The 25,307-nt window shown below is 71.6% G+C and carries 18 protein-coding genes, 1 tRNA gene and 4 pseudogenes; 10 read left to right on the forward strand and 13 right to left on the reverse strand.

The features are described from left to right. Nucleotides 1-85 precede the first annotated feature (85 nt). Entirely contained in the window at nt 86-832 is a 747-nt protein-coding gene (locus ACH4UM_RS35075) for a DUF6227 family protein (RefSeq protein ID WP_398188512.1), read from the forward strand. 109 nt (nt 833-941) lie between these two features. On the opposite strand, the gene ACH4UM_RS35080 is transcribed toward ACH4UM_RS35075, so the two are convergent. The 5 genes from ACH4UM_RS35080 to ACH4UM_RS35100 form a co-directional block, all read right to left on the reverse strand. Next, nucleotides 942-1,199, reverse strand: coding sequence for a hypothetical protein (locus ACH4UM_RS35080; protein WP_398188515.1), 258 nt, complete (start codon nt 1,197-1,199; stop codon nt 942-944). Between the two features lie 103 nt (nt 1,200-1,302). Beyond that, nucleotides 1,303-3,516, reverse strand: coding sequence for a fructose-specific PTS transporter subunit EIIC (locus ACH4UM_RS35085; protein WP_398188517.1), 2,214 nt, complete (start codon nt 3,514-3,516; stop codon nt 1,303-1,305). A 274-nt stretch (nt 3,517-3,790) separates the two neighbouring features. Further along, complete coding sequence (pfkB, locus tag ACH4UM_RS35090) at nt 3,791-4,738, reverse strand: 1-phosphofructokinase (RefSeq protein WP_398188520.1); 948 nt, start codon at nt 4,736-4,738, stop codon at nt 3,791-3,793. Continuing rightward, nucleotides 4,735-5,496: a DeoR/GlpR family DNA-binding transcription regulator gene (locus ACH4UM_RS35095; protein WP_398188523.1), complete on the reverse strand. Its 762-nt coding sequence runs from the start codon at nt 5,494-5,496 to the stop codon at nt 4,735-4,737. Before ACH4UM_RS35095 ends, pfkB begins: the two co-directional genes overlap by 4 nt. A gap of 218 nt (nt 5,497-5,714) precedes the next feature. Continuing rightward, nucleotides 5,715-7,268, reverse strand: a complete 1,554-nt coding sequence (locus ACH4UM_RS35100) for an MFS transporter (RefSeq protein ID WP_398188526.1) — start codon at nt 7,266-7,268, stop codon at nt 5,715-5,717. A 62-nt stretch (nt 7,269-7,330) separates the two neighbouring features. Between ACH4UM_RS35100 and ACH4UM_RS35105 the strand changes: the two genes are divergently transcribed. Then, on the forward strand, nt 7,331-8,380 hold the full coding sequence (locus tag ACH4UM_RS35105) for a helix-turn-helix transcriptional regulator (protein WP_398188529.1): 1,050 nt from the start codon (nt 7,331-7,333) through the stop codon (nt 8,378-8,380). 559 nt (nt 8,381-8,939) lie between these two features. Here the strand turns inward: ACH4UM_RS35105 and ACH4UM_RS35110 are convergent. The 3 genes from ACH4UM_RS35110 to ACH4UM_RS35120 all read right to left on the reverse strand — a co-directional run bounded on the left by ACH4UM_RS35110 (nt 8,940) and on the right by ACH4UM_RS35120 (nt 12,454). Further along, entirely contained in the window at nt 8,940-9,659 is a 720-nt protein-coding gene (locus tag ACH4UM_RS35110) for a TetR/AcrR family transcriptional regulator (RefSeq protein ID WP_398188532.1), read from the reverse strand. Nucleotides 9,660-10,213: 554 nt separating this feature from the next. Next, a complete protein-coding gene (locus ACH4UM_RS35115) occupies nt 10,214-11,212 on the reverse strand; it encodes an RNA polymerase sigma factor RpoD/SigA (RefSeq protein ID WP_398188535.1) in 999 nt (332 codons plus the stop codon). A 450-nt stretch (nt 11,213-11,662) separates the two neighbouring features. Next, entirely contained in the window at nt 11,663-12,454 is a 792-nt protein-coding gene (locus ACH4UM_RS35120) for a dioxygenase (RefSeq protein WP_398188537.1), read from the reverse strand. Between the two features lie 109 nt (nt 12,455-12,563). Between ACH4UM_RS35120 and ACH4UM_RS35125 the strand changes: the two genes are divergently transcribed. Next, entirely contained in the window at nt 12,564-13,085 is a 522-nt protein-coding gene (locus tag ACH4UM_RS35125; RefSeq protein ID WP_398188539.1) for a MarR family winged helix-turn-helix transcriptional regulator, read from the forward strand. Nucleotides 13,086-13,256: 171 nt separating this feature from the next. On the opposite strand, the gene ACH4UM_RS35130 is transcribed toward ACH4UM_RS35125, so the two are convergent. Both ACH4UM_RS35130 and ACH4UM_RS35135 read right to left on the reverse strand, forming a co-directional pair. Next, complete coding sequence (locus ACH4UM_RS35130; RefSeq protein ID WP_398188543.1) at nt 13,257-14,816, reverse strand: MFS transporter; 1,560 nt, start codon at nt 14,814-14,816, stop codon at nt 13,257-13,259. A gap of 273 nt (nt 14,817-15,089) precedes the next feature. Beyond that, nucleotides 15,090-15,743, reverse strand: coding sequence for a TetR/AcrR family transcriptional regulator (locus tag ACH4UM_RS35135; RefSeq protein WP_398188546.1), 654 nt, complete (start codon nt 15,741-15,743; stop codon nt 15,090-15,092). A 353-nt stretch (nt 15,744-16,096) separates the two neighbouring features. Between ACH4UM_RS35135 and ACH4UM_RS35140 the strand changes: the two genes are divergently transcribed. Together ACH4UM_RS35140 and ACH4UM_RS35145 are read left to right on the forward strand one after the other, a co-directional pair. Then, nucleotides 16,097-17,401 carry a M6 family metalloprotease domain-containing protein gene (locus ACH4UM_RS35140; protein ID WP_398188548.1) on the forward strand — a complete coding sequence of 435 codons (1,305 nt, stop codon included), beginning with the start codon at nt 16,097-16,099 and terminating at the stop codon, nt 17,399-17,401. 437 nt (nt 17,402-17,838) lie between these two features. Next, nucleotides 17,839-19,115, forward strand: a pseudogene (locus ACH4UM_RS35145) (helix-turn-helix domain-containing protein); the annotation flags it as partial. 642 nt (nt 19,116-19,757) lie between these two features. On the opposite strand, the pseudogene ACH4UM_RS35150 reads toward ACH4UM_RS35145, so the two are convergent. Next, nucleotides 19,758-20,624, reverse strand: a pseudogene (locus ACH4UM_RS35150) (ADP-ribosylglycohydrolase family protein); the annotation flags it as partial. Between the two features lie 376 nt (nt 20,625-21,000). Here ACH4UM_RS35150 and ACH4UM_RS35155 point away from each other — a divergent pair. The 5 genes and pseudogenes from ACH4UM_RS35155 to ACH4UM_RS35175 all read left to right on the forward strand — a co-directional run bounded on the left by ACH4UM_RS35155 (nt 21,001) and on the right by ACH4UM_RS35175 (nt 23,889). Further along, nucleotides 21,001-21,073, forward strand: a tRNA-Arg gene (locus ACH4UM_RS35155). Nucleotides 21,074-21,186: 113 nt separating this feature from the next. Next, nucleotides 21,187-21,531 (forward strand): hypothetical protein, encoded by a 345-nt coding sequence (locus ACH4UM_RS35160; RefSeq protein ID WP_398188551.1) that lies wholly within the window; start codon nt 21,187-21,189, stop codon nt 21,529-21,531. A gap of 250 nt (nt 21,532-21,781) precedes the next feature. Further along, nucleotides 21,782-22,506 (forward strand): annotated as a pseudogene (locus ACH4UM_RS35165) (DUF3631 domain-containing protein); the annotation flags it as partial. Nucleotides 22,507-22,537: 31 nt separating this feature from the next. Then, the gene (locus ACH4UM_RS35170; protein WP_398188553.1) at nt 22,538-22,885 is read left to right on the forward strand and encodes a GntR family transcriptional regulator; all 348 of its coding nucleotides are present in this window, start codon (nt 22,538-22,540) and stop codon (nt 22,883-22,885) included. 287 nt (nt 22,886-23,172) lie between these two features. Then, the gene (locus ACH4UM_RS35175) at nt 23,173-23,889 is read left to right on the forward strand and encodes a DUF1648 domain-containing protein (RefSeq protein ID WP_398188697.1); all 717 of its coding nucleotides are present in this window, start codon (nt 23,173-23,175) and stop codon (nt 23,887-23,889) included. Between the two features lie 170 nt (nt 23,890-24,059). Here the strand turns inward: ACH4UM_RS35175 and ACH4UM_RS35180 are convergent. Both ACH4UM_RS35180 and ACH4UM_RS35185 read right to left on the reverse strand, forming a co-directional pair. Continuing rightward, a pseudogene (locus ACH4UM_RS35180) lies at nt 24,060-24,170 on the reverse strand (DUF1877 family protein); the annotation flags it as partial. A gap of 703 nt (nt 24,171-24,873) precedes the next feature. Beyond that, nucleotides 24,874-25,116 (reverse strand): hypothetical protein, encoded by a 243-nt coding sequence (locus ACH4UM_RS35185; RefSeq protein WP_398188556.1) that lies wholly within the window; start codon nt 25,114-25,116, stop codon nt 24,874-24,876. Between the last annotated feature and the right edge of the window lie 191 nt (nt 25,117-25,307).

The following is a 25,307-nucleotide window of genomic DNA, read 5'->3' on the forward strand; positions in this document are numbered from 1 at the left end:
TTTTCCCGGTTCCCGGACATGATGTCCGACCAAGGGGCTACGGTATGCACCCACAAGGTGACATGCAGCAACGCCGGGAGAAGCCTTGAGCGTTCCGTACGAGACGACAGCGTACGAACCACGCGAGTCGCCCGAGTCTCCGGAGGAGCACCTCGCGCGACTCCTGGGCCGTGCCCTGAACTCCTTCGAGCTGCCCGACGAGACGATACGGCGGCTGGACTGCGCGCTGGCCTACGACGGTTCGCTGTACTCCGCGCACCACAGCGCCGGGCTGCACCGCGAGACCTATCGGCACACCTGGCTGCTCGCCGACGGCTCGGCGCTCACCCTCTGGGAACTCGTGCACAACACCGCGCCGGGCAGCGAGGCCCAGCACGAGGTGTACGTGGACGAGGAGGAGCTGCGCATCGCCACCGCCCGGCTGCCGCTCCCGCAGGACGCGCCGGACTTCGAGCTGCCGGTACTGGTCCAGCTCTCACCGGTCCCCGAGTCGCGGCACGCGTACACCCCCGAGGACTCGGCCGACCACGCCCGCCGTCTGCTGCGTCGGGCGGAGAACACGGACCGGCCCGGCAGGGAGGTCGCGTCCCGGCTGGCGACGGCGTCCGGCCACCAGATCACCCAGGCCTTCGGCCGCCCCTGCCGCGCGGGCCGCGCCGGGCTGTGCTTCTCGCTCTACGAGCACGCCTTCCTGCTGAGCGACGGCGTGGAGATCTCCCTCTGGGAGGTCGAGCACACCGCGACCCCGGACGGGCGCCACATGTGCGAGGTGTACGCGACGGAGGACGCGGCCCGGGACGCGATGGAGCGCCGGGCGGCGCAGGCGCCATAGACAACGCAGGCGCCGTGGGCAGCGCAAGCGCCGTGGGCAGCGCAGGGCGGCGCAGGTCCACGCGGAGCCGCGTAGGGCGGGCGGGACAGGTGCCGTGAGGGATGCGGGCTCAGTGCCCGTCGCCGAGCTGTCGCATCAGGCCCGCGAACGCGTCCCGCTCGGCCGGGGTCAGCTCGACGAACTCCCGGTGGGGGCCGGACTCGGGCTGGGGCGGAAGGGCCGGCAGGCTCGGGGCCGGGGAAGGCCGTAGAGCGGTCTCGAGGCGGATGCCGCGTCTGATGCGTGCCAGGCCGATCACGCAGGCGATGGTCAGGGCGGCGGGGACGGCCACACCGATCCACATCAGGGTCGAGACGTGCTGAGGCATGCCCTCCAGTAGACACCACGGTCCGGGGCCTCAGCCCCGGACCGTGACGTATCTCGCATGTGCCATGAACAACTCACAGCATGCCAAAGGGACTAGGAGCAGCTCACGCTGCCACCGGCTGCTTGCGGTCCGCCGGGGCGGCCTGCGCACCCTCGCCCGCCCCCTCGGCCACCGCGCCCGGCGCCGGCCTGCGCAGCGTCTTGAGGGCGACCACCAGGGCCGTGGTGACGCCCACGCCCGCCGCGATGGCGATCAGGTAGAGGAAGGGGTTGCCGATCAGCGGGACCACGAAGATACCGCCGTGCGGGGCGCGCAGCGTGGCACCGAAGGCCATCGACAGGGCGCCGGTGATCGCGCCGCCCACCATCGCAGACGGGATCACGCGCAGCGGGTCGGCCGCCGCGAACGGGATCGCGCCCTCGGAGATGAAGGAGGCGCCAAGGACCCAGGCGGCCTTGCCGTTCTCCCGCTCGGTCTGGGTGAAGAGCCGGCCGCGCACGGTCGTGGCCAGGGCCATCGCCAGCGGCGGCACCATGCCCGCCGCCATGACCGCGGCCATGATCTTCATCGCGGAGCCGCTCGGGTCGGAGACCGCGATGCCGGCGGTGGCGAAGGTGTAGGCGACCTTGTTGACCGGACCGCCGAGGTCGAAGCACATCATCAGGCCGAGCAGGGCACCGAGCAGGACGGCGTTGGTGCCGGTCAGGCCGTTCAGCCAGCCGGTCATCGCCTTCTGCGCGGAGGCGATGGGCTTTCCGATGACCACGAACATCAGGAACCCGACCACCGCCGAGGAGATCAGCGGGATCACCACCACCGGCATGATCCCGCGCAACGCCTGCGGGATGTGCACCTTCTGGATGGCCAGCACCACACCGCCGGCGATCAGACCGGCCGCCAGGCCCCCGAGGAAGCCCGCGTTGATGGTCAGCGAGATCGCGCCGCCGACGAAGCCGGGGACGAGACCGGGACGGTCCGCCATGCCGTAGGCGATGTAGCCGGCCAGGACCGGGACGAGGAAGCCGAAGGCCACGGCGCCGATCTGGAACAGCAGGGCCGCCCAGCTGTCGGCCTGGGTCCAGATGAAGTGGTCCATCACCGACGGCGCCTTGTTGATCTTGTAGCCGCCGATCGCGAAGCCCAGGGCGATCAGCAGACCGCCGGCCGCGACGAACGGGACCATGTAACTGACGCCTGACATCAGCCACTTGCGCAGTTTGGTGCCGTAGCCCTCGCCCGCCTCGCCGGTCCGCTCGACCGGGGTCCCGCCGGCCGCCGCGGCCGCGGTCACCTCGCCGCGGGCAGCCTTCCCCCGTACCTCGGTGATCAATTCACCGGGCCGGTTGATGCCCGCCTTGACGCCGACGTCGACGGTGGGCTTCCCGGCGAAGCGGTCCTTGTCCCGTACGGGGACGTCATGGGCGAAGATCACACCGTCCGCCGCCGCGATCACGGCCGGGTCGAGCCGGGTGAAGCCGGCCGAGCCCTGTGTCTCGACGACCACCTCGGCACCGGCCTCGCGACCGGCGTTCTCCAGTGACTCCGCCGCCATGTAGGTGTGTGCGATGCCGGTGGGGCAGGAGGTGACGGCGACGATCCGGAACGGACGTTCGCCCGCGCCACCGGCTCCGTCCGTGGCACCCGGCGCCGGGGCGGACCCGTCCGCGACGGTCGCGCCCGGCACCGGGGCCGTGCTGCCCGCCGCGGCGCCGGCGGAGGCCGCCACCGGCGTCGCGGCGGAGTCCTCGGAGACACCCGCGGAAGCGCCCTGGGCACCTGCGGTGGCGCCTGGGCCGCTCCCGGACGCGTCCTGCGCACCTGCGGTGGTGCCCTGGCCACCCGCGGAAGCGCCCTGGACTTCCTCGGCCGCCGGGGTTTCTTCGCCGCGGATGAGCGCGGCGGCGGCCGCCGTGTCGTCCACCGACCGCAGGGCGGAGGTGAACTCGGCGTTCATCAGCTGCCGGGCCAGCGACGACAGGATCGTCAGATGGGCGTCGTCGGCGCCGGCCGGCGCGGCGATCAGAAAGATCAGGTCGGCGGGGCCGTCCGCGGCACCGAAGTCGATCCCGGCGGCGCTGCGCCCGAAGGCGAGCGTCGGCTCGGTGACGTGGGCGCTGCGGCAGTGCGGTATGCCGATGCCGCCGTCGAGGCCGGTCGGCATCTGCGCCTCCCGGGCGGCCACGTCGGCGAGGAAGCCCTCCAGGTCGGTCACCCGGCCCTGGGCCACCATGCGCTCGGCGAGGGCGCGCGCCGCCGCCTCCTTGGTGTCGGCGGACAGGTCGAGATCGACCAGGTCCGCGGTGATCATGTCGCTCATCGCGGGCTCCTTAGCACGCGTATCGCCCGGGCAGTGGGATGGGCGGGGGTGGGGACGGGGGTGCCGTGCGGGAAAGCGGGGGGTGCGGGGGGTGCGGCGGCTGCGGGGGCTTCGGGGGCGGTGGCGAGTAAGGGGGAGCAGCCCCGCCACGCCCGAATGGCCGGGGCCGTCGTACGGCACCTCGCCCGGGCCCACGCCGTACGCCACTTCACCGGGGCCCACGCCGTACGCCACTTCGCCGGGGCCCACGCCGTACGCCACTTCACCCGGGTGTTCATGACACCGACTCCGTCAGTGGGCGGTCCACCGGCACGTCCGCCGTGACCGTCACCGCCGCCGGGTCCAGGTCGCCGGGTGTGGGCATCACGCTGCCCGGCAGCCGGACGGCGGCCGCACCGTGGGCGACGGCGGACGCCAGGGCGCCGGGGCCGGTGCCGCCGGCGATCAGGAAGCCGGCCAGGGAGGAGTCGCCGGCCCCGACGTTGCTGCGGACGACGTCGACGTGCGCGCTGCCGAACCAGGCGCCCGCGCCCTCCACCAGCAACTGGCCGTCGGCACCCAGGCTCGCGAGCACCGCGCGCGCACCCAGCCCGCGCAGTTCCTCGGCCGCCTTGACCGCGTCGCCCACCGTCGTCAGCGGGCGCCCGACGGCCTCGGCGAGCTCCTCGGCGTTGGGCTTGACCACGTCCGGACCCTCGCGCAGCGCCTCCAGCAACGCCGGACCGGAGGTGTCCAGTGCGATCCGGACCCCGGCGGCGTGCGCCCGCGTGACCAGCTCGGCGTACCAGGAGGGGTCGAGCCCGCGCGGCAGGCTGCCGCAGCAGGCGATCCAGTCCGCGCCGCGCGACTGCCGCCGCACGGTCTCCAGCAGCAACTCCTGCTCGTGTGCGGACAGTTCGGGACCGGGCGCGTTGACCTTCGTCAGGACGCCGTCGGCCTCCGCAAGCGCGATGTTCGAGCGGGTGGCCCCGGCGACCGGGACCGGCGCGACCTCGATTCCCTGCGCGGCGAGCAGGTCGGCGATGAGCGCGCCCGGCGCACCGCCGAGAGGCAGTACGGCGACCGTGAGCCGCCCGGCGGCGGCGACGGCACGCGAGACGTTCACGCCCTTGCCGCCCGGGTCCATGCGCTCGCCGCTGGCCCGGATGACCTCGCCACGCACGAGGGAGGGCACCTCGTAGGTGCGGTCCAGGGACGGGTTGGGGGTGACGGTGACGATCATGCGCGCACCACTTCCGTGCCGCCGCGCTCGATGGCGGCGGCGTCTTCGGGGCTCAACCCGCTGTCGGTGATCAGCAGGTCCACGTCGCCCAGGTCACCGAAGCGGGCGAAGTGCTCCTGGCCGTGCTTGGTGGAGTCGGCGAGCAGCACCACGCGGCGGGCGGCGGCGATCGCCGCGCGCTTCACCGCGGCCTCGGCGAGGTCGGGGGTGGTCAGACCGTGCTCGGCGGAGAAGCCGTTGGCGGCGACGAACAGCACGTCGGCGCGGATCTCGCCGTAGGCCCGCAGCGCCCAGGCGTCCACGGCGGCGCGCGTACGGTGCCGTACGCGTCCGCCGACGAGGTGGAGCTGCAGGCCGGGGTGGTCCGCGAGGCGGGCCGCGATGGGCAGGCTGTGCGTGACGACGGTGAGCTCGGCCTCCAGGGGCAGGGCGGCGGCCATCCGGGCCACCGTCGTACCGGCGTCGAGGATCAGTGTGCCCTCGGTGGGCAGCTCGGCGAGGGCCGCCTTGGCGATGCGGTCCTTCTCGTCGGCCGCCGTCGACTCGCGCTCGGTGAGGTCGGGCTCGAAGTCGAGGCGGCCGGCCGGGATGGCGCCGCCGTGCACCCGGCGCAGCAGACCGGCCCGGTCGAGGGCCTTCAGGTCACGGCGGATCGTCTCCGCCGTCACCTGGAACTCCTCGGCGAGCGACACGACGTCCACCCGGCCGCCGTCACGGGCGAGCCGGAGGATCTCCTGCTGTCGCTCCGCTGCGTACATGTCCGTCAGCCTCCGACCGATGCCCGAACTTGTGGTTTCACTTCGGAGGCTACGCCTGGATTTCCATAAAGTAAACAGGTTCGGGCCTGAATCGGGCATGAACGGACTTCCGCTGTCCGTGAAGGCCGCCATGCCGAAGGGGTGGTGCCGGTGGGAGCGGGTACGCGTACGGCGACGGCCCGGCACCCCCATGGGTGCCGGGCCGTCAACTCGCCGGATCAGAGCACCAGTTCGCGCTCCCCCTCCCCCACCGGCGCCTGCTCCTGCGCGCCCTCCACATGCTGCGCCGGGCGCCCCGGCAGGGCGGACATCAGGACGAAGATGACGCCCATCACCGCGGCCACCCACACCAGCGCGTGCTGGAAGGCGCCGACGAAGGCCGGGCCCACCTGGGCCGGGGTCAGCCGGTCACCGATCACCCCGAAGAACACCACCGACACCAGGCCGAGCCCCAGCGCGTTGCCCATCTGCTGCACGGTGTTGATCAGCCCGGATGCCGAGCCGGCGTGCTCGCGCGGCACCTCCGACAGCACCGCGTCGGTCAGCGGGGCCACGATCAGGCCCATGCCCACGCCCATCACGACCAGCGGGAGCGCCATCTGCCACGAGGCGATGCGCAGGCCGTACCGCTCGGACTCCCAGATGTAGAGCAGGACCCCGACGGCCATGGTCAGCGCGCCCGCCTGGAGCACCTTGCGGCCGAACCGGGGCACGAGTTTCTGCACGGACATCCCCGCCGCCGTCGACACCGCGATCGAGAACGGCACACCCGTCAGCCCCGCCCGCAGCGGGCTCCAGCCCAGACCGATCTGCATGTACAGCGTCCAGACCAGGAAGAAGACGCCGAGCGCCACACCGAAAACCGTCTGTACGGCGATGCCCGCCGCGAAGCTCTTCACCCGGAACAGCGACAGCTCGATCAGCGGGGAGCCGTCCCGTGCCGCCTTGCGCCGCTCGTACGCCACCAGCGCGGCGAAGACCACCAGCGCGCCCGCCATCGACACATACCCCCACAGCGGCCAGCCCAGCTCGCGGCCGCGGGTCAGCGGGTAGAGCAGCATCAGCAGGCCCAGCGTGACCAGGGCGACGCCCACGAGGTCCAGTTTCAGCGCCCGCGGGGCCCTGGACTCGCTGATGAAACGGCTGCCGAGGAGGAGGGCCGCGACGCCGACCGGCAGGTTGATCAGGAAGATCGGCCGCCACTCAAGCCCGAACAGGTTCCACTCGGTGAGCAGCGCGCCGAGCAGCGGGCCGGACACCGCGCCCAGGCCGACGATCGCGCCGAACAGGCCGAAGACCTTGCCGCGTTCGTGCGCCGGGAAGGTGGCGTGCACGATCGACAGCACCTGCGGGACCATCATCGCCGCCATGCCGCCCTGCAGAATGCGGGAGGCGACCAGCATCTCGGGGTTCGCGGCGAAGCCGCACAGCGCGGAGGCGAGCGTGAAGCCGCCGACGCCGACGAGGAACAGCCGCTTGCGGCCGTGGATGTCGCCGAGCCGGCCGCCGGTGATCAGGCCGGCCGCGAACGCGAGGGCGTAACCGGCGGTGATCCACTGTATCTGGCTGAAGGACGCGCCGGCGTCCCGCTGGATGGAGGGGATCGCGATGTTGACGATCGTGACGTCGACGAGGTCCATGAAGGCCGCGGTCATGACGATCGCCAGTGCGAACCAGCGGCGGCGGTCGGCCACCTGCGCTGCTGAGCCGTCGACGGGTTCGACGCCTTCGATGGCCTCGGCGGCCTCGACGGGGGTTTCGGTGGAGGTCATGACTGCAAGCTAAGGCCGCATTAGGTCGGATCGTGTCCTACTTCTGCGGCATTCTCGGATTCATGACGACGGACACTCCGGCCCGGCTCCTTCAGCTCCTCTCCCTGCTCCAGACGCCCCGGGAATGGCCCGGCGCCGAGCTCGCCGAGCGGCTCGCGGTCTCCCGCCGCACAGTGCGGCGGGACATCGACCGGCTGCGCGAACTGGGCTATCCGGTCCAGGCGACCAAGGGCGCCGACGGCGGATACCGGCTGGTCGCGGGCAAGGCGATGCCGCCACTGGTGCTCGACGACGAGGAGGCGGTGGCGATCGCGGTCGGGCTGCGGGCCGGGGCCGGGCATGCGATCGAGGGCGTGGACGAGGCGTCGGTGCGGGCGCTGGCGAAGCTGGAGCAGGTGCTGCCGGCCCGGCTGCGCCACCGCGTGGCCACACTCCAGGCCGCGACGACGCCGCTGACCAGTGGGGACGGGGCGAGCGTCGCGCCCGAGACGCTGACGGTGATGGCCTCCGCGGTGGCGGGTCGGGAAAGGCTGCGGTTCGCCTACCGCGCCGGGGACGGCACCGCGACCCGGCGGGTGACCGAGCCGTACCGTCTGGTGTCGACCGGGCGGCGCTGGTACCTCGTGGCGTACGACCTCGACCGCGCGGACTGGCGGACGTTCCGGGTCGACCGGGTGAGCGAACCGTTCGCGACCGGGGCGCGGTTCGCCCCACGGGAGCTGCCCACCGGGAGCGCGGCGGAGTATCTGCGGCAGTCGATGTACCGGCGGCAGGAGACGTACACCTTCACCGTGACCTTCACCGAGCCGGCCGAGGTCGTCGCGGACCGCCTGCCCGCCTGGCTCGGCGCGCCGGAACCGCTGGCCGAGGGCGGATGCCGGCTCCGGGCCACCACCGGCGACAGGGTGGACTGGCTCGCGGTGCGGCTGGCAATGCTGGGGTGCGAGTTCACGGTGCAGCAACCGGCAGAACTGGCCGACTGCGCACGGGAGTTGGGCGCTCGACTGACCCGCTCCGCCACTGCCGGAGGCTCCGGGAGTCCTGGGAATCCGGGGAGTCCTGGGAGTCCCGAGAACTCCAGGGGCCCCATGAGCCCCAGGAGTCCCAGCTAGTGCTGCGACCGGAAAGGTTCACCGGCTCGCGACGCCCGGCACGGCACCAGGCCCGGCGGGCAGGCGACTGGGCAGTCCGGGAGCGCCAGTCAGGCCTCCCGGCAATCCTGGCGGCGTCGGCAATCCTGGGCGGCATCGGCAATCCTGGCGGCATCGGCAATCCTGGCGGCTTCGGCAGTCCCGCCGGCCCGGCCAGGCCCGGCGACCCCAGCGACCTCCGGCCCCGGCGTCCGGTGGCCCTGGTGTCCGCGGCGACCCCGGCCGCCCTCGCTGTCCTCGCGGGCCTTGCGGTCCTCGCGGTGCTGCAGCCTTTGCGGCCCCTCGCGGCCCTCGCTGTCCTCGCGGCCCTCGCGGCCCTGGGACTCCCGCGAGACCGGGAGTCCCGGTCGGTTCCGGCACTCCGGGCGGCTACGGCAGTCGAACCGGCCCGGGCCAGGTCCGGCAGCACCCCCGGCAACCCCAGACCCGGGGCCCTGGCGACCCTGGCGGCCCCAGGCCCCGGTGACCCCGGTGTCCGCGGCGACCCCGGCGCCCCGGCCCCAGCGGTCCCGGCGGCCGCTCAGACCCCGCCCGTCTCCCAGGTGAAGTCCCGCAGCGTCGCGAGGTTGCGCAGGGCCAGTGCGACCGGGCCCTCGGGGCCCTCCGCCCGGGCCTCTCCGATCGCCCAGGCCTCCACGGCCACGCGTACGGCGGCACTCGCGACGGCAGCGGCGAAGCGGAGTTCCGGGGAGATGGCGGTGGTGACGGTGGTGGCGACAGTGCCGGCGGAGACGGCGGCGGTGGGGGCAACGTTGTCGTCGCCGGTCCGCGGCGCCGTCCGGGCCGCGAGCACCTCCGCCAGGGTCCGTTCCGCCGCCTGGCACTCCTCGGCCCACACCTTGCGCACCGCCGGGTCGGTGCCGGCCAGCCGGATGAGGGTGCGCGCCCACTGCCAGGAGGCCGCCGAGACACCGGCGCTGGGGATGAAGGTGTGGCGCACCGCGTGGGCCAGGGCCGGGATGACGGGCAGACCGGCAGGGGCCTCGCGGACCGCATCCGTCCACCGCTGCGCGCCCTCCGCGTAGAGCGGGGCCACGGCCTCCTCCTTGGTGGCGAAGTAGCGGTAGAAGGTGCGCGGGGCGATACCGGCGGCCTGGGCGATGTCCTCGGCACGGGTGGCCCGCAGGCCCTGGGTCACGAAGAGGCCGGCCGCCGCTCGGGCGATCTCCATCCGGGTGGCGGCCTTGCGGCGTTCGGTCAGCGAGGAGGCCTTGCGGGGAGCGGGGGTGGAGCTGGTCACGTCGGCAGGCTATGCCTGTGTGGCACAATCTGCCATCTGGGCGGGCCACCCCGGGGTTCAGGTCCGGGGTGCCCCGCCTCTTCGGCGCGCCCTGGGGCAGAAAAGGAGCCGGGCTCCGGCACCCGGGGGGAGTGGCGCCGAAGCCCGGCTCGGGGAAAGTCCCGGCGCCGGGGGGGTGGTGCGTCGGGACTTGGCTCAGAATCTCAGGACGTGAGGACGGTCCGGCGGAGCCGACACGGGGTCGGCCGCGGAATCGAACTCCCGGGCCCTGAAAGGTTGTTCCCAGGGCCCCGTCGGTTGAAGCGGCGGTACACAGCCATGTTTGCGCGGCCTCTGGCCACCGGGCGTACGCGGTCGGCGAGGGACGAACGCCCTCGCGCGCCCATACCACCCACCCCCTGCACGGCAGTCATGCCGCCACCCCCTTCGTCCCCTCGGGACCACCGCGCTCGCCGGCCGGGCACGTCGCCCGGGCACGTGGGCCGCACATGTCGGCCGCGCAAGTCGGCCGCACATGTCGGCCGCGCAAGTCGGCCGCGCAAGTCGGCCGTGTGTCAGGCCGCCGCGTCGAAGCCCGTGTCGCGGGCCAGCTTCTTCAGCTCCAGCAGCGCGTGCTTCTCGATCTGGCGGATGCGCTCGCGCGTCAGGCCGTGCTCCTTGCCGACCTCGGTCAGCGTGCGCTCCCGGCCGTCCTCGATGCCGTACCGCATCTTGATGATGGAGGCAGTGCGCTGGTCGAGCCGGCCGATCAGGTCGTCGAGCTCCTCGCTGCGCAGCAGTGTCAGCACCGACTGCTCGGGCGACACCGCGGAGGTGTCCTCCAGGAGGTCGCCGAACTGGGTCTCGCCCTCGTCGTCCACCGACATGTTCAGCGAGACCGGGTCGCGGGCCCAGTCGAGGACGTCCGAGACGCGCTCGGGGGTCGAGCCGAGCTCCGTCGCGATCTCCAGGGGCTCCGGGTCACGGCCGTTCTCCCGGTTGAACTCGCGCTGGACGCGGCGGATGCGGCCCAGCTCCTCCACCAGGTGGACGGGCAGCCGGATCGTACGGGACTGGTCCGCGATCGAGCGGGTGATCGCCTGGCGTATCCACCAGGTGGCGTACGTCGAGAACTTGAAGCCCTTGCGGTAGTCGAACTTCTCCACCGCGCGGACCAGGCCGGCGTTGCCCTCCTGGATCAGGTCGAGCAGCGGCAGGCCGCTGCGCGGGTAGCGGCGGGCGACCGCGACGACCAGGCGCAGGTTTGAACGGATGAAGACGTCCTTGGCCCGCTCGCCCTGGGCGACCAGGGTCTCGAGCTCCTCGCGGGTGGCGTCCGCCTGGGACTCCTCGTACCCGTCGAGGATCTGCTGCGCGAACACACCCGCCTCGATGACCTGGGACAGCTCGACCTCCTTGGCGGCGTCGAGCAGCGGTGTGCGCGCGATCTCGTCGAGGTACATGCCGACCAGGTCGCGATCGGCGATCTCGCCGCCATGGGCGCGAACACTGCTTGCCGCGTCGACCGTCTCGCCGTTGGCGGACTGACGACGGGCGACGGCACGGGTTGCCATGCGTGCTCCCTTGCGATGGTGTGTCAGCGGGTGATCCTTGGGACGCTCGGCACCCTGTTCGGACTCCTCGGAACTCTCCTCGGGTGCCCCGCATCCGATGGAAACAACGACTGGAATCCGGACAGAATTCCCAACCCGCCCCCCAATTTTCTGATCATGCAGTACCCTGTGCCGCCGTAGCGCGCCACACGCCAGCCGACCGGTACGGAGTCGCAGGTCAGGGCAGGAGTGAAGACGCCCGGAAACCCCCACGGACTTCATCCATCACCCCGCACTCGAGACGCCCGTCACACCGGTGCGGCAGGCCCTGCCGCGGGAGAGCGCGCCCCTCGATCGCCCTCCCACCCTCATTGACGGCTCGTACCGGCGGAAGGTTGCCGCAAACCCGGACTCTCAGGAGATTCCCAGACTCTCCACACCCTGGTTGTACGCGGCCCGCGCGCACATGTTTCAGCCGAACTGCACCGACCGCTTCGCCAGCCCCATCCAGAAGCCGTCGATCACGGACCTCTGGGTGTCCAGCTCGCCGCCGGCCTCCGCCGCACCCATGGTCACGAACAGCGGGGCGAAGTGCTCGGTGCGCGGGTGGGCGTACCGCCCGGCCGGCGCCTTGCCGAGGAAGTCCAGCAGGGCGTCCCAGTCGCGGGCCTCCAGGGCGCGCCGCCCCCAGTCGTCGAACTCGGACGACCAGCTCGGCACCCCGCTCCCGGCATGGCGCAGTGCGGCGAGGTTGTGGGTGAAGAAGCCGGAGCCGACGATCAGCACGCCCTCGTCGCGCAGTGGCGCCAGTCTGCGGCCGATGTCCATCAGCCTGACCGGGTCGAGGGTCGGCATGGAGACCTGCAGTACGGGGATGTCGGCCGCGGGGAACATCTCGACGAGCGGGACGTAGGCGCCGTGGTCGAGGCCGCGGTCCGGGACGTCCTGCACCGGCACGCCAGGGGCGCGCAGCAACCTGCGTACGCTCTCGGCGAGTTCGGGCGCGCCCGGAGCGGCGTACCGTACCTGGTAGTAGTGCTTGGGGAAGCCCCAGAAGTCGTGGACCAGCGGGACGGTCCCGACGGCGCCGAGGGCGAGCGGCGCCTCCTCCCAGTGGGCGGAGACCATCAGGATCGCCCTGGGCCGGGGCAGGCCGGCGGACCAGGCGGCGAGCTGGCCGGGCCAGACCGGGTCGTCCGCGAGCGGCGGGGCACCGTGGCTGAGGTAGAGGGCGGGCATGCGCTCCTGGACGTTGGCGGACATGGCGGCGGCTCCTGCTCGATGACTTAATGCTTGAAAATTAAAGCTTTACCCTCTCGAGAGTACGCCTGCTTTGTTTAACATTCAAGAAGAGGTCTCGTAGAGTGGGCGTATGAACACGGCACCCGCATCCGGTTCCGGCCCCACCGGGGCCCACCGCTGGCTCACCGCCGAGGAGCAGCTCGTCTGGCGGTCCTTTCGGCACGCCACCACTCTCCTCGAGGACCACCTCGACCGGCAGCTGCAGCGCGACGCGGGCATGCCGCACATCTACTACGGCCTCCTCGTCCAGCTCGCCGAGGCACCGCGCCGCCGGCTGCGCATGACCGAGCTGGCCATGGACGCCAAGATCACCCGGTCCCGGCTCTCCCACGCCGTCGCCCGCCTGGAGAAGAACGGCTGGGTGCGCCGCGAGGACTGCCCCTCCGACAAGCGGGGCCAGTTCGCGGTGCTGACGGACGAGGGCCGCGAGGTGCTGCGGCGCACCGCGCCCGGCCATGTGGCCGCCGTACGGCAGGCGCTGTTCGACCGGCTCACCCCCGAACAGCAGAAGTCCCTCGGCGAGATCATGCAGATCGTCGCCGAGGGACTCCAGCCGAACGAAGCGGGTGCGGACCTGCCCTGGCTCCGCTGAGTACGACGCCGGGCCACGAACCTGAGGCACGTCGCTCGGGCACGAGCCTCAGCTACGACGCCTGAGGCACGCCGCTCGGGCACGACCCCGACGTACGACGCCTGAGGCACGTCGCCCAGGTAAGGGGCCGGGGCCGGGGCCGGGCCACGTCGCGGAGCTCCGACGTACCGCTCAGTGAGCGATGACCGGCACCGCCACCTCGTCCTCGACCTCCTCGCCGGAGGCGGCCCCGGAACCGGAGCCGGTCACCGTGGTGGTGCCCGGCCGGCCGGCGTTGACGAAGGTCAGCGCGATCGTGGCGGCCACGACCAGGATGCCGACGGCGAACCAGATGGCGTTGGTGTAACCGTGCACCATGCCCTGCAGCTGGACCAGCTGCTGCTGCGGCCCGGAGGTGGCGGAGGCGATGTGGTCCTTGATGTACGCGGTCGTCGCGGAGGCGGCGATGGTGTTCAGCAGGGCCGTGCCGATGGCGCCGCCCACCTGCTGGGAGGTGTTGACCATCGCGGAGGCCACACCGGCGTCCCGCGGCTCGACACCCTGCGTGGCCAGGGACATGGCCGGCATGAACGCCGTACCCATGCCGAGGCCGAGCAGCAGCATCGCGGGCAGCAGCAGGACGGCGTACGAGGAGCCGATCTCCAGCTGGGTCAGCAGAAGCATGCCGAGCGCGGCGACCAGGAAGCCGGGGCCCATCAGCAGCCGGGGCGCGACGCGGGTCATCAGCCGGGTGCCGATCTGCGTGGAGCCGGTGATCATGCCCGCGATCATCGGGAGGAAGGCGAAACCGGTCTTGACCGGTGAGTAGCCCTTCACGACCTGCAGGTAGTAGGTCAGGAAGAGGAACAGGCCGAACATCGCGATGATCGCCAGGCCGAGGGAGAGGTAGATCCCGCCGCGGTTGCGTTCGGTGACCACGCGCAGCGGCAGCAGCGGGGCCTTGACCCTCGACTCGACCAGCACGAAGGCGAGGAGCGCGGCCGCGGACACGACGAACATGGAGACGGTCACGGTGTCGCTCCAGCCGTCGGACGCGGCACGGGTGAAGCCGTACACCAGGGCGACCAGGCCGAGGGTGGACAGGACCACGCCCGGGATGTCGAGCGGCGAGCGGTTGCGGCCGCCCTCCGGCTCGCGGATGACGAAGTAGGCGCCGAGCGCGGCGGCCACGGCGAACGGGATGTTCACGAAGAACGTCCAGCGCCAGTCCAGGTACTCGGTGAGGAAGCCGCCGAGGATCAGGCCGACGGCACCGCCGCCACCGGCGATCGCGCCGTAGATGCCGAACGCCTTGGCACGCTCCTTGGCATCGGTGAACATCACGGCGAGCAGGGAGAGTGCGGCGGGCGCGAGCAGCGCGCCGAAGGCGCCCTGCAGCGCGCGGGCGCCGAACATCATCGCGCCGGTGGTGGCCGCCCCGCCGAGCGCGGAGGCCGCGGCGAAGCCGGTCAGTCCGGTCACGAAGGCCCGCTTGCGGCCCCACAGGTCGGCGATACGGCCACCGAAGAGGAGGAGTCCGCCGAAGGCGAGGGCGTAGGCCGTGACGACCCACTGCCGGTTGCCGTCGGAGATACCCAGGTCCTGCTGGGCGGAGGGCAGGGCGATGTTCACGATGGTCGCGTCCAGGACGACCATCAGCTGGGCGAGCGCGATGAAGACGAGCGCCTTCCAGCGGTTGTTGTCGGGGGCCTTGTCGAGAACGCCGGGGGCGCTTCGAGCTGTTTCAGACATGGAGGTACCCACTTCGGGACTTCGTGACGGAAAAAAGAGTGACGAGAGGTGGCGGCCCGCCCTCATGGACGGCCGGAGGCTTCGGTCGGGAGTGGTGACCGGAGTACGGCCCCGAACTGATCGGTACTGCTGACCATTCGGTCCTGGGTGACTGCCCGGCCCTGCTGACTGTGCGGTCCTGGTGACTGCCCGGACCTGTTGACTGCCCGGACCTGTTGACTGTGCGGTCCTGGTTACTGATCGGTCCTGGTTATTGATCGGCGTGCTGGTCGGTCAGGCCTGGCGGAGGTCCTCCATGGTCGCGGCCGCGCCCGGCAGGAAGGAGCGGGCCGGGGCCCGCAGTCCGTCCAGGAACAGCTGCAGATGACGGTGTACGAAGCGGTCGAGGCTGAGGCAGCCGGTGCCGGCCGGGGGCCGGCTGAGCTGGGCCACGGCGACCATCAGGTCACCGACGCCCACGTCGGGGCGCAACTGCCCGGCCGCCATGGCGCGTTGCATGATCTCCTCGACGAGGTGCTCGCACCGTTCGCGTGCGGCCTCCAGGTCGGGGTGGTGCTGGTCGAAGGTGCTGGCGACCATCGGGCACAGCGCGCTGATCCGCTCGTCGGCGGCGGTGTGCACGAAGCGCTCCAGCGCCTCGAAGGCGTCCCCGGTCTCCGCGAGCGCCTGGCCGGCCGCCTGCGCCGTACGGTCCATGACGGAGCAGACGACCTCGCGGACGAGGGCGTCGCGGTCGGGGAAGTTGCGGTACAGCGTGGCGTTGCCGACTCCAGCCCGCCGGGCGATCTCGTCGAGCGGCACCTCGGGGCCGTGCTCGACGAACATCTCCCGGGCGGCGGTGACGATCCGCTCCCGGTTGCGCAGGGCATCGGCGCGCGGCCTGGCCGCCTTGCGCTGCACGGGGTTCGCGATCGTCGCGGCCTGCACGGCGTACTCCTCTGGTCGGTCCTTGACGGGTGTTACGGCGATCCGGGGAGGGGTTCCCCGTTTCGCTCGGACACAGGGCTAAACGGGGAAGAGGTCCCCGGTTATTTCCCGCCCCCGAGGAGATTTCATGTGACCTGAGTCACGCCCATCCGGGCCTCGGCCATCACCCCCACAGGACGGCGTGTCCCACGACCGGACCGCTCCAGCGCGCGCCCCTCGCCCCCACGACACAGGGTGATCGAAAGGGTGCAGCCTGAAACCGGCGGCTGCCTGGAGCGAAAGGGTCACGCATGCGAGCGCAGCCGCCCTGTCGCCGGATACGCCAGATACAGCAGATACAGCAGATACGCCGGATGCGGGAGATACGCCGGATACGCCGTATAGGCCGGATACACCGCATACGAAAGCGCCGTGCGGCCGCCCTCGCCTCCGTCACCGCGCTGACCCTGGCGGTGAGCACCTCCGCCGGAACCGGGCATCTCCCGGCGGGCGCCACGGCGACCGGAGCCGGCTCGGCCTCCCTGGCCCGCTCCCCCGCCCTCAACCCCTGCTTGATCAGCGGCACTCCGGCCGTACAGATGTCGGAGGGCGTCCCCACCTCCGGCGGCTATGCCCGCTCCACCGGCACCGTGCACGCCCTGACCCTGATGATCGACTTCTCCGACGCGACCGGCCAGGGCAGTGCGATGGACCGCTTCCACGAGTTCTTCCCCCAGACCCAGCAGTGGTTCCGCACCGCCTCCTACGGCCGCCTCGACTACCGCCCCGAAACCCCGATCCCCGACTGGCTGCGCATGCCCAAGCCGTTCAAGGAGTACGGCATAGAGCGCGGCGCCCCGTTCGACCCCGGCTACCGAAAGCTGGTCCAGGACATCGTGGCGGCGGCCGACCCCAAGGTGAACTTCCGGGACTACGACCTGCTCAACGTGCTGATGACCCCGAACGCGGGCCCCTCCGCCCTGGACACCGTCCTGTCCGTCACCTTCGCCGGCAACGAGGATGCCCCGGTCGCCGACGGCGTCCCGGTGGCCAACGCCTCCTTCGTCTACTCCCGTCAGGACGACGGCTCGGGCTCCTACGACCGCACCGGCTACCGGGTGCTGCCCCACGAGAACGGCCACGTCTTCGGCCTGCCCGACCTGTACACCCAGGACGGCGGCGGCGCCGTGGGCCACTGGGACATCATGAGCGAGGACTGGGGGGCAAACAACGACCTGCTCGGCTGGCACAAGTGGAAGCTGGGCTGGCTGGACGCCTCCCAGGTGAACTGCGCCGCCAAGCGGGGCTCCGCCGAGTACGCCCTCACCCCGCTGGAACGCGCGGGCGGCCCCAAGCTGATCTTCGTCCCCCTCGACGCCCGCACCGGCTACGCCCTCGAACTGCGCACCCACGCCGGCAACGACGAAGCGGTCTGCCACCCGGGCGTCCTCATCTACAAGGTCGACGCCGACGTCGACACCGGGCGCGGCCCGATCATGGTCTACGACGCCCACCGCAACTCCGGTGGCTGCACCCGCAGCCCCAACGTCCACACGGAACTCTCCGACGCGCCCTTCGCCCCGGGCGAGACCTTCAAGGACCCCGAGGCGAAGATTCGTATCGACGTGGCGGCGGCGGACCTGGCGGGGAACTACCGGATACGGGTCACCCGGCAGTGAGGCCCCGCGGAGCCGAGACTCCCGACCCGTGCGGCCCCCGTGGTCGGTGGTGCCCGACCACGGTGCCCGACCGCGCGCGACCCGACCGGACTCCGCAGCCCGGCCGCGACGTACTCGGACCGCGACCGGATTCCCCCGACCGGATTCCCCGGCCAGAGCTGCGACCGGATTCGGCACAGCAACTGCGACGGACCCCGTACACCTGCTGCGACCGGACCACCGTGGGCCTGCTGCCACCGCCGCACCGGAGAACGGAAGCGATGCCCCCGAACACCCCGACGGAAGCCCACGAGGCTGCCGGGGCAGCCCACAACACCGAGGCCTCCGCCGCCTCGGCCTCCGCATCCGCCTCCGCATCCGCCTCCGCGGCCGTCTCCGCATGCGCCGGCCCCCGTGGCTCGGAGAGGTCCGCCGCACCCGCCGAGGCGGTCACGCCGCTGATACGGGCGTGACGGTACTGCGGCGGCTGACGGAGGCCGGCGGCACGCTCAGCCCGAGCGGCCTGGAACGGGCCACCGGCCTCGCCCGTTCCACGGTGGACCGACTCACGGCGACGCTCACCTGCATGGGATACGTCCGCCTCGACGGCCGCGACGTCGTCCTCACCCCCCGCCTGATGGAACTGGGCAACGCCTACCTGGCCGCCCTGCGCCTGCCGGACCTGCTCGACGCGCGCGCCGAAGCCCTCGCCGACGAGCTGGACGAGTCGGTGTCGCTGGCAGTCGGCGACCGCGACGGCATCCGCTTCATCCGCCAGGCGACCCGGCGCCGCGCGCTGTCCCTGAGTTTCCGCATCGGCGATCTGCTCCCGGCCGAACGCACCGCGCCGGGCCCGCTGTTCGCCACCGAATGGACGGACCAGGACTGGCGGCGGTGGCACGAGCGGCGCTCGGCCGACCCGGAGGACAGGGGATTCCCGGCCGTACCACCGCGGGTGCCCGCAGCGGACGGCCCAAACGGCTTCGAGCGGCGCGCCGCGCTGGCGGGACGGGAGGGCTGGTCGCTGGAAGACCAGCTGATCGAACCGGGCCTGGTGGCGGTGTCGGCCCCGGTGCGGGACCCGGCGACGGGCCGGATCGTGTGCGTGGCGAGCGTGGTGAGCCACACCAGCCGCCACTCGGCGGAGGACCTGCGCACCACGCTGCTCCCCCGGTTGCGGCAGACGGTCGCCGCCATGGAACGAGACCTGCGCGACATCCCACCCCCGCCCCCCGGCAGCGGCACCGCAACCCTTGGGCCTGGCGACGTGGACGGCCGCGTCGAAACAACAACTGGGCCGGGAGTTCATCGAGTCCCTGGCCCGGGGTCTGACGGTGCTGACGGCCTTCGGAGAGGACAGGGCGGCGCTGACGCTGACGGAGGTGGCGAAGGCGACGGGCCTGGCGAGGGCGACGGCCCGCCGGGCGCTGATCACCTACGAGCACCTGGGCCTGGTGACGCAGTCGCCGGACACCCGCGCCTACACCCTCACCCCGCGGGTCCTGTCCCTGGGCTTCCCGCCCCTGTCCCGCACCTCTCTCCCCGGATCGCCCAGCCTCACCTGGAGGACCTGGAGGACCTGGCGGCCCGCGTCCACGAGTCGGCGTCGCTCGCCGTACTGACGCCGTCGGGCGAGGAGATCCAGTACACGGCACGGGCGGCGACGAGCCACATCATGAGCGTCGACATCGCGGTCGGCGCCCGCCTCCCGGCCCGCGCCACCGCTCTGGGGAGGGCCGGTCACCAGCCGGGGGGACGGCCGGTCACCAGCCGGGGTAGCGCCCCCACCAGTGCGGGTCCCAGCCCGGGATGTACTCGCTGCCGCTGGGTGAGTCGGCGATCTGCGCGACCAGGTCGCGAGCCAGGGTGTCGAGCACCCAGGCCAGTTTTGCCCGGCGGCGCAGTGCAGCAGCACCCGCTTGCCGTCGCGTCGCAGCCGCAGCACCTCACGGGCGGCCTGGTCCACGACGTAATGAAGATTGGCGTTGTCCCCTGTCCTGTCCACCAGCCAGACGCGCGCGTGCTCGACGCCGGCACCGGCCAGGACCGGCTCCGTACCCATGCGGCACAGCGACACCACGGCGTCGACGTCGACCGGCCCGGCGCCCTGGGCCAGGGCCAGATTGCCCAGCACCACCCCGGCGTCGTGCGGGTGGGGAATGGCGAAACCGCGCGGCGAGGCCGACATGACGGGCATCCGCGCTCCCGAGGGCCAGCCGTCGCCGTCGTCGTGCCCTCCCCGGGCAGTGCGCACCGCCAGCCGGACGAGGTCCGCCCCGGTCAGGCCGGGCCAGCCGTGCACGGCCTGCTGCCACTCCAGCGGGATGCCGGAGCAGCCCCAGCGCGCCCCGAGCAGGGCGCCCGCGATCGCCGCGACCGTGTCGGTGTCCGTCCCGGCCCGCACCGCCGCCTCCAGGGCAAAGCGCAAGTGCCGGGCGGGGAAGCTGCCCTCGGCCGGGCTCAACTCGGGGACGGGCGTGCGGGTGATCGCCGACCAGGCGGCCTGGAGCGCGTGGACGACCCAGCCGTTGTGGGAGAAGTGGTGCGGCGGGTGGGCCTCCGCCTCGTCCAGCCGCCCGGCCCACAGTCCCCGGCGCTCCACGGGAATCAGATCAAGACCGGCGCGCACACCGTCGAAGGTCCCCTCCAGCACCGCGGTGCGAATGCCGGAGCACCACAGCACGCAGGCGTCGGCGCAGTCCGGGTCCGGGTGGGTGAGCGCACCGACGGCGACGGCGGCCTCGGCCATCGCGACGGGGTCACCGAGATGAGCCAGCGCGACGACCCCGGTACGCATCAGTGAACCGTTCCCGGCACTGAGGTCGCGGCCGGCGGCGTAGTCGCGAGCGGCCTCCGCCATCGCCGCACCCGCGGCTGCGGCCGCACGTCCGGCGGCGCTCAGGACGGCACGGGTCTGGGCACCGACATCGCTGGCGCCGTCGCTCAGCCACCGCTGGAAGTTGACCACGACCTCGTCGAGAGCCTCGGGTGCCCGCAGGTCCGCTCCCGTAGCCGCCACCTCGGCGATGCACACCTGCATCTGAGTGTCATCGGAGTACTCGCCGGGCTCGTACGGCCCGAGGCCGCCCCCGATCATCCGCGGCTGCTGATCGTCCCGCAGCGTCGCCTGAAACTCGTACGGCACCCCCAACGCGTCCCCCACGCCCGCCCCGAGCAGCACCCCGGCGGCCCGGTCCATCGCCCGCGCGTCCAGGCTGGGGTTCGGAATACGTGCGCGGGCCATGGGACCTCCATACGGTGCGGCGGCCCGCGAGAGGCGGGCCGGACGGACGAGGACGGCGGTGCGGCGCGGCGCGGTCGGCGGCGCGGTGAAAGTCCCAGCCGCGACGGTCCGGTACGGGGAAGGACCAAAGGAGAACGGTCTCCGCCGTCGACGCTGCGTCAGCTTGGCATGCAGCGCCCCTTATCGTCAACCAGACGATAGTCTGGGGCCCCGCCCACCCCTCCCTCCAGCAACGCGACACGACACGACGGCACCCGCCCCGGCAACGGCCCACACCCGTCGTCCCCCTGCGGCAACCGCTAGACTGTCCGCGGTGCACCACCCCGGTGGGGCACCCCGTGGCTGCCTGGGACCTCTGCCCACGCATCCCTGCCTTGCCTTCGTAGCTCAGGGGATAGAGCACCGCTCTCCTAAAGCGGGTGTCGCAGGTTCGAATCCTGCCGGGGGCACAGAGAAACACCAAGTCAGGGGCCCTTCCGTCCAGCGGACGGGAGGGCTCCTGCGCTTGCAGCACACATATGGCACACATGCCGTGCGCGCGGATGGTGGGGAGCTGTGCAGGATGCCCGTCAAGGATGAGCTGGCCCGGCGCCGGTACGAGAAGCTGGTCGACTGGCTTGAATCGCTGATGCGGGCCGCGCTCAAGCCCGAGTATCAGGGCTACCACGGGCAGCTGATCCTGAGCGGCGACGATCTTGCAGAGCTGGGCGACCTCAAGGACGTCCGGCATGCCGCCAGGGAAGCGGGTCGTCGTCTCGGCTGGAAGACCACCACCCGTCTCGTGGGTGACCGGCTCTTCGTGCTCGACGAGCGGGAGGTACCCGAGGAGATCGAGCGCCTGGCCGGTGATGCGGCCGCTGCTGCGATCGACCGAGCCCGGCAGGAGAGCCGCCGACCGCGCGGCTGACCTCAACCGAGGGAGACGCAAGGGGCCGCCCCACCGCATCAGCACGGTGGGGCGGCCCCTTCGGTTGCGGCTCCCCGGCACGCATCAGCCACACATCACGCGGCATCGCCCTCCAGGGCGGCTACCTCCTCGGCGGCCTTGCGGGCCTTCCTCTCCGCCTTCTCCAGCTTGGCCTTCGCCTTGGCCAGTTGCTTGGCGCGGCGCTTGTGCATCTTCTTCGACACCTCGTCGAGGCACGGTGGGCCGGGCCTTGCCCGTCCGGCCCACCGCCGCCGCCGAGGACGACGAGCCAGGGCAGGCCGGCGAAGGCGCGCAGCTGCTGGACGAGCTGCGGGAAGCCATCGCGCGGTACGTGATCCTGCCCAGCAGTGAGGCGCTGACCGCCGTGACGCTGCGGGTGGCGGCCACGCACATCCAGCCCGCGCTGCAGCACGCAACGCGTCTGGCGGTGGTCGGGCCGGCGAAGCGGTGTGGCAAGTCCCGCCTGCTGGATGTGATCACGGAGACCGTGCGGGAGCCGCTGATCACTGTGAACACGAGCCCGGCGGTCGTCTTCCGCGCCATCGGTGACGACCCGCCCACCCTGCTGGTGGACGAGGCCGACACCATCTTCGGCAGCATCAAGGCCGCCGAGAAGAACGAGGAGCTGCGCGGCCTGCTCAACGCCGGCCACCAGCGCAACGGCCCGCCCTGCGCATCTCCGGCCCCGAGCACAAGCCGCAGGCGTTCCCCACCTTTGCCATGGCCGCGCTCGCCGGCATCGGGGACCTGCCGGACACGGTCATGGACCGGGCCGTGGTGGTCCGCATGCAGCGGCGCAAGCCGGGTGAGCGAGTGGAGCAGTTCCGCTCACGCCGTGACATCCCCGCCCTGCACGCCCTGCGTGACCGGCTGACCGCCTGGCTGCGCCCGCTGATGGACACCGCAGCCGACCTGGTGCCGCCAATGCCGGTGAAGGACCGGGCTGCCGACTCATCAACCCAGTGGTGCTATCGTCAGTAGCACCATGCTGCTGCGTTTGGACCAGCGAGACACCCGGCCCCTGCACGAGCAGGTTGCGAGCGCCATCCGGCGCACCATCACCGACGGTGAATGCCTGCCCGGGGACCGCCTGCCGTCGGCCCGTGACCTCTCCCTGGCGTTCGACGTCAACGTCAACACCGTTCTGCGGGGCCTGCGCAGTCTTCGGGACGAGGGACTCCTCGAGTTCCGCAGAGGCCGAGGCGTGACCGTTGCAGACGGCGCCGACCAGCGGTCCGGGCTACTGGACCAGGTGCAGGCACTGGTGGCGGAGGCGGCGCGTCTGGGCTACAGCCGAACCGATCTCATCGAGATGATCAGGGGGATATCGTGAACGACGGCGCAAAGTCCAAGCGCGGAGCACGCTGGGCTGCCGGGGTTTGGACAGTGGGCACTGCCGCTTTGATCGCGGCTCTGCCCTGGGTCGCCCGTGGGCAACTGCCACAGCGAGTGGCTACGCATTGGGACCTCGGGCGCGACACCGCCGATGGTTCCATGCTCCTCTGGGCAGCATCCCTCTTTCCAACCGTCATTTGGCTGGGTTTGTCAGGAATCACGCATCTGGTAGTGCGGCGGTCGCGAACCACCGCAGGCTCCGCGGCGCGGGCGTGGACCGCCGCCGTGCTGCTCTCCGGGGGCATCCTCCTGGGCGGTGCGCAGGCGTCCATCATCCGCGCGAACCTCGGCCACACCGACTGGCACCAGGTCCACCAACCCACGCCATGGATTGCCGCGACCCTCGCCACGGCCGCGGTTGCCGCAGCCGTCGTAGCGTGGATCGTGAACACGCGCAGCCGCACTTCCCCCCCGGCGGCTCCGACAAGCACTTCCGGGCCGACTCTGGAGGTTCCTCGCGGGCAGCGCCTGGTGTGGCTCTCCCGCACCAGCAACCCGTGGCTTCAACTGCTGGCCGCGGCGACGGGCCTAGTGGCGGCGGCCGCACTGATTGCCCTGATTAGCGGCCTGGCCGCTTCCGGGCCTCTGTGGGCGTTGTTCGCCCCCTTCGCATTCGCGTCCATCGTGCTCGCGGGCTGCGCCACGGTGCAGGCACGTGCATCCGAGCGCGGCCTGGAGGTGGCATTCGGACCGCTGGGCTGGCCAGCCCGGCGGTGGCCGGCCGCGGACATCGACTCGGCCCGCACGGAGGACCGCTCCCCCGCGCAGGTCGGAGGCTGGGGTTACCGGTTCAGTGGTCTCGGTACCACAGTCATGCTGCGGAGTGGAGAATGCCTCGTCATTCGCACCCGTGGCAAGGATAAGGAATTCGCCATCAGTATCGATGACGCCGAACGCGGGGCAGCCCTGCTGAACGCACTGAATAGGGCAGAGACCGGCTGAGCAGAGATTGGCTGAACCTTTTCCCCCGAGCCATCAGAACCCTGGGGAACACCTAAACCGTTGACACGTGAGGTACAGCACAAAGATTCGACGCGCGTTAGAGAACGTGTCATGATCCCCCTCGAGAAGAGACTGAAGTGGCGCGCTTCGGCCGGCGCAGGCTCCGTCTCCCCCTCGGCGTCCTGGACCTCTTCGACGAAGTCCAGCGCCCAGTCGGGGTCTTGGATCGCTCGGTCAAGCTCAGCAGCCGTCACGCGCAAGTACTCACCGATCATGCTCATGGCCGGAGACTAGGCGAGGCCACTGACAATGCCGCCGTACGGACCGTCTCAGTTTCCGTCTCATTCAGCCCCGTTCACGGCCGTTCACGCGGGAGCCTCAAGCCATCCCCTCATCAGCGACCAGCCGACCATGAACGCAGGTGAACGCCCCTGCACGCGGCCCAGCGAGGCACCAACAGACTTGGAAAGCGTGCGTCTGCTTTCGCAGCGCGCTGCTCGGTGCGCGGCCGGCGCTGGCAGGTCTCTCGTTACTAAGGGCTCTGATCATCGCTGTCTCGGGCGCGAAATGCAGCGATAAGCTGCGCAAGCGCGCGGATGATCTCAGGTCTATCTGCCGGGGCCGCGCCGCGTAATGCCAAGGCGAAAATGATCACCAATGCCATGGCTGGGACGACAACGACCACAGCCCACGAAAACACAGGGCTGTGGGGAAGCATGGACTGCGTCTCCTGACTACGCACTTAGGGCACCGGCTTCCCCTCCGGTGTCACTACCTACGCGTGCGTGGTCTTCCAGGCTCCTACTCCAGCGGACGGAGTGTCAACTACCGCTCACTAGCAATGGAGTTGGTTCAACGGCGATCCGCCCCGGGATGGTCGAAGACTTGGTCATTGACGTCCGGCCCCGTACTCGAACGTGCACCGCTCGGGCCTGCCCGGCGGGTCCAGCGATGACCCATCGGGCGGGCTGCAGCCGGGCGCTCTCAGCGGTCCGCCTGGTTGACGAAATAGCCCACAACGATCGCTACGCCAAGGATGCCCACGCCGAAGATGCCGAGGATCGTCGAGTTCCCATTCCCGTCCATCGCGGAGCGCACCCCACCGACGAGGCCACCGACAGACATACAGATGCCCAGGACAACGGACGGTGAACTCTGGGGCTTCAGCCAGTGCCGCAGGTCTGGGCGGCGGCGCCCCGACGTGGGTGGGTCGGCAGAGTGCGCCATCGGTACCTCACCTTTCCCGGCTCGCCCGGGGCATCCACATGTGTGTCGCCCGGCGCCCTGGGCGCTTCGGGCGTGTAGTAGAAGTCGATCCCGGTCGCGATCACAGCGACCGGCACGCCGAATATCTTCTCGCCGGCCTTGCCGATCGTGCTGATGAACGTGGGACGTCCGACCGCGCCGACGGGCGAGGG

Source organism: Streptomyces sp. NPDC020801, from assembly GCF_044334385.1.
Lineage (GTDB): Bacteria > Actinomycetota > Actinomycetes > Streptomycetales > Streptomycetaceae > Streptomyces.